Here is an 8,750-nt window from a genome sequence, read left to right on the forward strand (position 1 = left end):
GGCGAGATGATAGACGCCGGCCATCTGCCGCCTCGGCGCCCCTCACCACCGAGATCACGATCTACGGCTGGAGTACTAGGTCGCCGGCCTCGCACCGTTCATGTGAGCTCCACCCCACACGGCTGAGGAGTTGCAGCCGAGATCCCCTGCGTCGGGTTGACGAAGACTCCCAGCAACACACGCGAAGGAGGACTACCGCGCATCGAAGGCAACCCATGTGTTCCCCGGCAGCTCGGGCTTCCCAGGCACCGGTCGCCGCTCCTCGGTCCAGGCCTCGCCCGCGACTTCGGAAGCGACGTGACGCCAGAAGCGTGCCGCGCCCGCGTTCTCCTCCTGAAATGCGATCTCCCATCGGCCAGGGTGCGCGGCCAGGACGGCCTGCACCGCTCGCAACCCGAGGCCCGACCGGCGTGCCCCACGCACCACGAAGAAGCTGTTCAGCACGCGCGCATCGCTGTCCAGCCCGCGTACGAACGCAAAGCCGACCGGCCGGTCACCAGACCATACGAGATAAGCCGACCAGGTGGGATCGCCGATCGCCGACTCTAGCCACTCGCGGCGGTACGTTCCGTCCGGGTTCGGCAGGACGCCCCAGAACTCCGACAGGTCGTGCAGGAAAAGCGGCCAGAGTCGTTCCAGGACGTCGCGGTCCTCGGCGCCCGCTCTGCGGACAACAAAGTCTGCCATCTGATCCTCCTCGAGAACGCGAGAAGCCTTCCGGCACACCGGAAGGCTTCGAACTATCGAGCGGACCTTATCGTGTCTACGACCTGGACACACAGCTCGCAGATCCAGGCCGCGCGGACGGTGTCTGCGTCGGCACCGTCACGTTCAGCCGACGTAGCGGACGCACGGAGGTTCACCTGCACCCGTCCACGAACTAACGCGGCACAGCACTAGCCAGGCGCTTCGCTGCGTTCCTGTCATCATCGCTCGTCATGGCGCTCATCGTTCCCCGCCCCGGCGGATGAGGAGCCCTGTTTGACGAGGAAGGCTGGGAAGCTCCTCGGCCACGTGCCAGGGAGGACCCTGGGCCGCTGCCTTGTAAGTTCGCCCGACAGGCCTTGGAACGCATTCGACGGTGTGGGACATGACCGCACTCGATCGCTCAATGGCTGGTCCGTCCAATGTCGTTGATGTCACCTGGTCATGTCAGGTTGAATTGCGGCATGGAACGTGTCGAGGCCGAGCTGTTCACAGATGGGGGCAACAACGCAGTGGTACGCCTGCCCAGCCGTCGCTTCCCTGGCGTACTGATCCAGGGTGACTCTCTCGCCATCCTCCGCAGCAGCTTCGCTGAAGTAGTGGAGGCCTTCGACCAGGGCGACGTGGCTGAGGCCCGCGACTCCGCCGGCTTTCTCCTGGCGGACCTCGACGATCTGCTCGCACGCTACTCCGCTGCGCTGGAATCCCACGGGATTCCACTGCCTTACGTGCCCCGAGCTTGAAGATCACCGACCTTCCGCAGCGCTCGACCCCTGGCCTGTACAAACGGGCGTCAGGGAGAACCTTGAGGCCCGCTCTGGCAGCCGCCGTTGACCGCTGTTCCTCGTCCTGGCCGTACATGTGCCTGGCGCGACCCACCTTCTGATCCGTGGCTCTGGCCGGATCGGCCAGGACGGTCATTCCGGCCGCTATCAGGCCCCGGAGGGACGCTACCGGAGGCGGGCGATTGCTTGGGTTGTGGTACCTGGCGGGTGTACCGCAGGATCCAGACGGGGGTGACCATGGAACGGCATGTGCTGGAATCGCTGTTGGCTGGTGACGACGAGGCGTCCGTGATAGCTCTGGCCCTCCTCCGCAGCGGCGCCACCTACAGCGTGGGAGACGGGGCGCATCCCGCAGACCGGCATGCCGGAGTCTTCAAACTCCGACTCAAGCGCATGCGGAGGCACGGACTCGAACCTCTGGGGCTGGAACGAGCAGTGCAGCTCCTCAGTGAACATGGCCGGCCGGTGCGCGTAGGGCTGATCAATTCTGCCGATCGGACATGGACCTCCCTGCTCTTCCTCACCGAGGACGGCAGCGCACTGGTGGCCTGCGCCAGCTGGCCGCGGTTTGTCAGGGACCCACCGCTTTAGGAGTTCGATCGCGGTGGCCCTATAGGGCGCGCCCCAGGTCCAGCCTCGTTGTCTGCGACCGCCTGGCACCGTCCTCGTTCGGTGCTGTTGATGTCAGCTGTGGATGTCAGGCTCCGCTGCCTGGTCCGCGGTCACCAGTCGCGCCAGGCGTCGGTGATCCCAGCTCGGACTATGCCCTTCCTCGCCAACAGAGCAGCCACGTCCACACCATGTTCGCCCAAGGTCAGGTCGATGTAGTCGCACAGTTGCTCTCGTTCTTCGGTGGCGAAGCGGACCCCACTGTGACGCGGGTCGTGGTCGACAGCATTGAGCGCGAGAACGACCCTCTCGACTGCGCGGAAGACCTGTTCGTCAGAGGGCACCTGAAGCCCACGCATCTCTGCCTCGAATGCCTCCAGCGCGGAATCCGTCGCCCTCAGCAAGGACTCCGAGTACATCTCCGCCGCACCGGCACACTCGGGCTCCAGGATCCCGGCCTCGACGTCGCGGGCCACCTGGGCCATCCAGTCACGCCAGTTCTCAGGGGGTCTGTTCGCCATGGCGAGAAGGTACGCCGACGCACTGACAGCCCTGCCTAGCGGCTGATAGGGATCTCGTAGACGATCTCGCAGAGAGCGGCGGGGACGCGATGTCGGCAGTCTCCACGGGTCGGCCCTGGTCGCTGTAGTAGGTCCGCCGGATGTGCGTCACGAGCGCGGCCTTGAGCGCACGATCAACGCCCTCAAGAACTTCCGGGCCGTGGCAACGCGGTTCGACAAGCGCGCCTACGTCTTCCACAGCACCGTCACCGTCGTCTCCATCCGGCTTTGGCTCCGGTCGCAGTCCGCCGGGGCGATCTAGTAGTACCCCTTCACCTCGTCGAGCAGCTCCCGCACGATGTCCGCGTGTCCCGCATGCCGGCCAGTCTCCTCGACGAGGTGGATGAGCATCCAACGGAGGTTGGCGCTGCCAGCGCGGAAGTCGGGGTTGCGGCCAACGTCGTCCAGGGAGGCCGCGGCCACGATCTCGTTGCTGCGGGCACACTGGGCCTCGTACTGCACGAGCAGCTGCTTCAGCGGAACGCCATCGGCCCGCCAGTCGGCGCCCTCGTCCGTCTCGTCAAAGGACGGGTTCTGTGTCTTGTCGCCGCCGAGGAAAACCACCTCCAACCAGGTGTGCTCGACCCACCGCATGTGGCTGATCAGCCCGGCCATCGTCATCGCCGGCGAGGTCGGGATTACGGAACGGTGCGCGTCGGCCTCGCTCAGACCATCGCACTTCCATCGCAGGATCTGCCGCTGGAGGTCCAGCCAGCCGATGAGCGCGGTGCGCTCATCGGCCTGCAAGGGGGGACGCTCAAGTGAAGGTGCCATGCCTGCACGTTACGCGGTCACAAGATCCGCCGGACAGGCCCTGGAAGGGGGGTTCGTCGGGGCTGCGGGTGGCTTCGGTGGCTGCTTCGCGTCGTCGGGCCGCCTCGTGGAGCGCGGAGAGGGAGGGCATGCCGGCGATCGCGTCGGCGGCGCGGCCCTGCCGGATGAGGAGTTCGGCCAGCTCCGAGGGCCGCTCGCTGCCGCTGGCCCGGAGGAGGCTGATGGCCTCTTCGAGGCGGCCGGACTTTTCCAGGAGCCGAGCAACCGTCTCGGTCAGGCCGTACTGGTCCGCAGGCCGGGTCGCGGCGTAGGCGAGGGCCTCCTCGTACCGGCCGGCTTCACCCAGCAGCCACAGCCGGTTCGAGGTGAACCAGGACGGGTGCTCCTCGACGAACTCGGCGCTGCGCTCGTCGAGGATCGCCAGGGCGTCGTCGAGACGCCCGGCCCCGTAGAGGAGGTGGATGACCCCCTCCAGGAGCCAGGCGTCGTGGTAGTCGAACGTGGGGCGTCCCACCTCGACAGCCTCGCTGAGCCGGCCCTGGCGGGCCAGCAGCTCGATCAAGGCCCAGCGGAAGCGATCCGGGTACTCGGCGGAGCCGATGAACTGACGCAGGATGGCCTCTGCCTCCTCGACTCTCCTGTCGTTTTCGAGGGCCTGCGCGTAGTGGGGAAGAGCGACGCCCGAATGCTTTCCGGTACCTAGTTCGCGCAGTGCCTCGATCCGCCCGTGGCGGACGAGGAGTTCGGCGTAGGCGGTGAGGGTGTTCTGTGTCAGGAAGCGGCCCGCGGCTATGTCCGCGCCGAGAGTCCGGATCGCCTGCTCGACGCGGCCGGCACGTTCCAGGACCTGAGCCTCACGCTCCTGCGCGTCCCAAGCGTCATCGCGCCACCGGCCCTCGGCGCGAGCGTTCCTGACCCGCTGCGCCAGCGGTGCGATCAGTTCCAGCACCCGCTCGTCACGGTCCTGCCCCTCGGTCAGCTCTACCAGGACCGGCAGCAGCCATCCGTCGATGTGGGGTGTGAGCAGGGCGATGGCCTCGTCCACTCGCCCGGCCTTGACCAGCAGCTCGGCGAACCTTCGGCATGCATGCTCCGATTCCCGCCCGGTTTCGTCGGGGCGAACCAGCTCCAGCGCCTGCTCGGTCCTGCCCGCCTGGAGCATGATGTCGGCGGTCGCCCAGCGGGCGGGACTCCAGCCGATCGCGACGAACGGCTCCATCACGGCCAGGGCCCGCTGGAAATCCCCGGCTTTGCACAGCTCGCGCGCTGACGTCTCCGCGCAGAACCACTCTCCACGCTCCGCAGCCGCCTGAATCAACAGCTCGAGCTGCCCGTCTTCCAGCAGGACGTTCACCAGTCGTGGCGAGATCCCACCGTAGTGCTTCGCCTGCCAATAAAGATCGTCAACGTTCACGACCGGCAGCGTAGGGGCACCCACTGACACCTGCGGCGCGTGGACGGCCTTCACGGTCTGCGAGCAGCCACACGGAGGTAGAACCTTGGGGCCACCGCTCGGCGGACACGGTTTCGCTGGTTACGCGAGCTCCGCGCGCCAGCTCTGGCCCTCAAAATGCCGACCGAACTGCTCACGTCCCGGGCCTGCTCACCGACAGCATGCAGCAGCACGAGGGGAGCACATGGACGCAGTCGGAACCCCCACCCCGACGCGCCCTGCCGTAGGGGCGGAGTCACACCTGGGCCCGGCCGCCACGCGCTGGGCCCAGGGCCTGTTGGCCGACGCCTGAATATGCCACAGGCGTACAACCTTTGCTGGTGATCGGGAGTCTGACCCGCGCAACGCATGGTGCGTCTGGTCTTCCCGAGGAGAACACACCTTGTCCCACGCACGTCCCGCCCGTCGTCGGCTCGCCGCAGCCGTCGTCACCGTGCTCGCCGTCACCGTCGGCTCGACCGTGCTGATCGTCCCGGCGGTCGCCGCTCCGGCCACTGAAGGTACGACGGACGGTGCGGCGACACAGGATGTCATCACGTTCCCACGCAACCTGCAGATCTACGGCGTCACATCCACGGGCTACCTGACCTGGAATCCGAACTATTTGGAGGACAAGGCCTGGATTCGTGCGTCGGACGGCACCTCCTTGTCGTGGCGGTTTGTCCGCGTTCAGGACACGGGTCTCGGGGACATCGTGGCCACCCGCAACTATGCCGGATCCGAAGCCGTCCTCACCGACCTGGCGACCGGGGAGAAGCTGCTTACTGTCTACCTTGGCTCCGGCGCCGTCGAATTCGCGGGAGCCGCCGGCAAGGCCCTCTTCACCACCGTGGGCAATGCGAGCGGAGGCAAGGACCTCCGCATGCACACCCGAGACATTGGCCCCGTGACGACGACCGGCCTTCCGGCTGACGCCACGAGCGTCGACGTCAGAGCCGGCACGTCTGGTCACGCCCTGCTGACCTATTCCACCGGCACGGGCACAACGGTCAAGAAGTACGTGGCCATGCTCGACCTGGCCACCAACGCTGTGACAGTTACGTACGAACTCCCCGCCGCTGCCGCGCAGGGCGACCTTGCCGTCTCAGCGACCCGAATCGCCTGGGTCGAGTACGACCAGGCGAACCAGGCCACGGTCGTAGTGGTCGACCGCACCACCGGAACGCCCCAGCGCATCGGTATCGGAGGCGCGCTGGGACGTGACGTCGAAGTCGGGCTGGTCGGCGACTGGGTGACCTACGGTCTCCGCAGTGGCCGGGACTCCTACTGGCCGGACGTCCTGCACGCCCTGACCGCGCGCAGCCTGAAGGACGGGACCACCCGCAAGCTCCTCGACCACACCCTCTCGGCCGCCGTCGCACCCGACGGCGCCCAGATCGTGCGCGGCGGCACGGCCGCGCAGGGCGAGGGCCTCTACAGGATCGCCCCAGGAGCCGACGGGGTGCCGACCGCCACGCTCGTCGCAAGCACCGGCGAGCCCACCAAGGTCACACTTCTGGGCCACAAGATCCCCGCCGTGATCGACCTCGACCCCAACCGTGGTCGGGTGCCGCTCGAGTGGCAGGTGTCCCGGCACAACGTACAAATCAAGGTCACCCTGAGGCATGTACGCACCGGGCTGGTCAGCGAATTCAACGACATCCAACCGATGAATGGCGTCGTACGCTTCAACTGGATGGGCGAGCTCTGGAAGCTCGGCCGCAACGGCAGTGCGTACAACGGGGACTACACCTGGCAGATCAGCGCCGCGCCGATGAACGGCATCGGTCCGACCCTGACGTCCTCCGGCACGTTCAAGGTCACCCGCAAGGCCGCGCCGCACGACTACAACGACAACGGCTCGCCGGACGTGCTTCTGCGCGACGGCTCGGGCCGGCTGTGGCGCGCCGACTCGTACTACGACCCCTATACCAACGCCGGACAGCTGGTCTCGGTGGAGGAGAAGCTCCTCGGAAGTGGCTGGGGTGGCTACAACCAGATCGAGGCCGCCGGCAACATCGCCGGAGCCGCCCACGGGGACATCGTCGCCCGCGACACCGGCGGTGTTCTGTGGCACTACCTCGGCAAGGGCGATGGCACTTTCGCATCCCGCTACAAGATCAGCTCAGGCTGGGGCGGGTACAACAAGATCGCCGCGGGCAGCGATCTCAACGGCGATGGCAGGCCCGACCTCGTCGCCACCGACACCGCCGGGTCCATGTGGCTCTACAAGGGCACCGGCAGCTGGAGCGCCCCCTACGCGACCCGCGTGAAGATCGGCACGGGCTGGCAGGGCTACAACCAGATCGCCGCCACCGGCAACATCGCCGGAGGGGCCGCCGGCGACCTCGTCGCCCGCGACGCTGCCGGCGTGCTCTGGCTCTACCTCGGCAAGGGCGACGGCACGTTCGCCCCACGCATCAAGATCGGCGCCGGCTGGGGCGGCTACAGCCACATCGTCGGCATCGGTGATGCCGACCGCGACGGCCGCCCCGACCTGTTCGCCACCAACGCCGGCGACCATCGCTCGTACCTGCACAAGGGCACCGGCAGCTGGAGCGCCCCCTTCGGCCAGCGCGAGGCCACCGGCCTGCACACCAACAGGCCCACCTCCGTCGTCTGATCCGACGACACGAGAGCCTGGAGCGGGACGTGTTCACCACGTCCCGCCCCAGGCTCTGCGGTTACAGCCGGGTCGTGTCCTCCGGTCTTGGCGTCCATGACGTGGGCCGGACCGTCCAGTGGACGGAGAGCATGAACATCCAACGTCCCCGGTCTCCCCACCAGTGAAGGGCAAGGAAGTGAAGGACTCGAGTGCGTTGACCGGCAGGCGAATGAGCAGGTCTTTCGTTGCATGCGCCCTGATCTTCGCCACGACGGCCTGTGGGTTCTTTTCCGGTACGGGTGGGTCGCCTCATGTCACCGAAGACCGACTGGTCGGCCGCTGGGCCGGTGATTGCGGAGCGGTCGTCGAGGTGAAGGCGGACCGCACCTTCACAGCCAAGGACTTCCCCGTCGACTTCGACGGAGTGGGGACCAAGCCGCAGCTGGTCACGGGTAGCGGTGAATGGCGGCTGGCCCGTGCCATCGAGAATGTCCGGCCACTGGAGCTTGTCCTGCAGCTGAAGGGCCGCTCGTACGACATACCAGTCCGTGGCGATGAGGACGATCTGGTGCTGCGCTGGCAGGTCGGGGATCCCGACTACGCCCACAGCTGTGACTTCACCGCCGATCCGGCTTGAGCCCATCCCGTCTGAGTAGTCGCATAAGGGGAGAGGCGGGTCGGGTCGACCGACCTCCCACCTCCTAGGACCTGTCCGGTCGATCTTTAAGAGGTCGTCTCAACTGGCTTGATCACTAGGCTGGCTGTTGTGATGACGTGGGTGGAGCGTCTGGTTCCGCACGGGTTGTGGGAGTTGTTTCAGCGGGTGGTCCCGGCTGCTCCGGTGCGTCCTCAGGGCGGTGGCCGACGGCGGCACGGTGATCGCGAGGTGGTAGCGGCGATCATGTTCGTGGCCACGACGGGCTGCACCTGGCGGCAGCTGCCGCCGGTATTCGGTCCGTCTGGACCGACCGCGCACCGTCGGTTCACCGAGTGGAGCCGAGCCAGGGTTTGGGGCAAGCTCCACCGGTGCGGTAGTAGACAGCCACCAGCAGTACCCGGTCGGCCAGCGGCAGGCACCACGGCCGGCCGCCGCCCGGCCCATTCCCGCCCCGTTCCCGGACCACCTTCACCAGCTCCACGAACCGGTCCATCCGCAGCCCCGTGCACGTCTCCACCCACAACAACTCAGCCCTCCCTACGTTGTTCCACGGGACCGGGCCAGCCCTTCGTATGGTTGGTCCACCCAGGGGTGTCGGGTGTGGCTCTCAGCCCTCCGCCGA

General features: G+C 67.1%; 7 protein-coding genes and 4 pseudogenes. 5 read left to right on the forward strand and 6 right to left on the reverse strand.

Annotated features, from left to right (window positions below; all coding sequences use genetic code 11):
* Positions 1 to 192 precede the first annotated feature (192 nt).
* The gene (locus tag ACFC0D_RS07250; protein ID WP_376431978.1) at positions 193 to 687 is read right to left on the reverse strand and encodes a GNAT family N-acetyltransferase; all 495 of its coding nucleotides are present in this window, start codon (positions 685 to 687) and stop codon (positions 193 to 195) included.
* Positions 688 to 1,169: 482 nt separating this feature from the next.
* On the opposite strand from ACFC0D_RS07250, the gene ACFC0D_RS07255 reads away from it, so the two are divergent.
* Complete coding sequence (locus ACFC0D_RS07255; RefSeq protein ID WP_376431980.1) at positions 1,170 to 1,448, forward strand: DUF6959 family protein; 279 nt, start codon at positions 1,170 to 1,172, stop codon at positions 1,446 to 1,448.
* A 764-nt stretch (positions 1,449 to 2,212) separates the two neighbouring features.
* Here ACFC0D_RS07255 and ACFC0D_RS07260 read toward each other — a convergent pair.
* Together ACFC0D_RS07260 and ACFC0D_RS07265 are read right to left on the reverse strand one after the other, a co-directional pair.
* Entirely contained in the window at positions 2,213 to 2,620 is a 408-nt protein-coding gene (locus ACFC0D_RS07260) for a hypothetical protein (protein ID WP_376431982.1), read from the reverse strand.
* Between the two features lie 35 nt (positions 2,621 to 2,655).
* A pseudogene (locus ACFC0D_RS07265) lies at positions 2,656 to 2,783 on the reverse strand (GntR family transcriptional regulator); the annotation flags it as partial.
* Here ACFC0D_RS07265 and ACFC0D_RS07270 point away from each other — a divergent pair.
* A pseudogene (locus ACFC0D_RS07270) lies at positions 2,781 to 2,921 on the forward strand (IS5/IS1182 family transposase); the annotation flags it as partial. The pseudogenes ACFC0D_RS07265 and ACFC0D_RS07270 sit on opposite strands and share 3 nt — an antisense overlap.
* On the opposite strand, the gene ACFC0D_RS07275 reads toward ACFC0D_RS07270, so the two are convergent.
* Positions 2,918 to 3,433 carry a DinB family protein gene (locus ACFC0D_RS07275; RefSeq protein WP_376431984.1) on the reverse strand — a complete coding sequence of 172 codons (516 nt, stop codon included), beginning with the start codon at positions 3,431 to 3,433 and terminating at the stop codon, positions 2,918 to 2,920. The pseudogene ACFC0D_RS07270 and the gene ACFC0D_RS07275 overlap by 4 nt on opposite strands.
* Positions 3,417 to 4,847 carry a tetratricopeptide repeat protein gene (locus ACFC0D_RS07280; RefSeq protein WP_376431986.1) on the reverse strand — a complete coding sequence of 477 codons (1,431 nt, stop codon included), beginning with the start codon at positions 4,845 to 4,847 and terminating at the stop codon, positions 3,417 to 3,419. Before ACFC0D_RS07280 ends, ACFC0D_RS07275 begins: the two co-directional genes overlap by 17 nt.
* A gap of 421 nt (positions 4,848 to 5,268) precedes the next feature.
* On the opposite strand from ACFC0D_RS07280, the gene ACFC0D_RS07285 reads away from it, so the two are divergent.
* The 3 genes and pseudogenes from ACFC0D_RS07285 to ACFC0D_RS07295 form a co-directional block, all read left to right on the forward strand.
* Complete coding sequence (locus tag ACFC0D_RS07285; RefSeq protein ID WP_376431988.1) at positions 5,269 to 7,488, forward strand: FG-GAP repeat domain-containing protein; 2,220 nt, start codon at positions 5,269 to 5,271, stop codon at positions 7,486 to 7,488.
* A gap of 163 nt (positions 7,489 to 7,651) precedes the next feature.
* Complete coding sequence (locus ACFC0D_RS07290; RefSeq protein WP_376431990.1) at positions 7,652 to 8,107, forward strand: hypothetical protein; 456 nt, start codon at positions 7,652 to 7,654, stop codon at positions 8,105 to 8,107.
* A 132-nt stretch (positions 8,108 to 8,239) separates the two neighbouring features.
* Positions 8,240 to 8,497 (forward strand): annotated as a pseudogene (locus ACFC0D_RS07295) (transposase); the annotation flags it as partial.
* Here ACFC0D_RS07295 and ACFC0D_RS07300 read toward each other — a convergent pair.
* Positions 8,496 to 8,621: pseudogene (locus ACFC0D_RS07300) on the reverse strand (IS5/IS1182 family transposase); the annotation flags it as partial. The pseudogenes ACFC0D_RS07295 and ACFC0D_RS07300 sit on opposite strands and share 2 nt — an antisense overlap.
* Between the last annotated feature and the right edge of the window lie 129 nt (positions 8,622 to 8,750).

The sequence above is a fragment of the Streptomyces sp. NPDC056222 genome, from assembly GCF_042264065.1.
GTDB lineage: Bacteria > Actinomycetota > Actinomycetes > Streptomycetales > Streptomycetaceae > Streptomyces.

Bases quoted from the DNA above. Each gene is read 5' to 3' on its own strand.
- ACFC0D_RS07275 (WP_376431984.1), bottom strand. From the start codon at position 3,433: ATGGCACCTTCACTTGAGCGTCCCCCCTTGCAGGCCGATGAGCGCACC.
- ACFC0D_RS07260 (WP_376431982.1), bottom strand. From the start codon at position 2,620: ATGGCGAACAGACCCCCTGAGAACTGGCGTGACTGGATGGCCCAGGTG.
- ACFC0D_RS07250 (WP_376431978.1), bottom strand. From the start codon at position 687: ATGGCAGACTTTGTTGTCCGCAGAGCGGGCGCCGAGGACCGCGACGTC.
- ACFC0D_RS07255 (WP_376431980.1), top strand. From the start codon at position 1,170: ATGGAACGTGTCGAGGCCGAGCTGTTCACAGATGGGGGCAACAACGCA.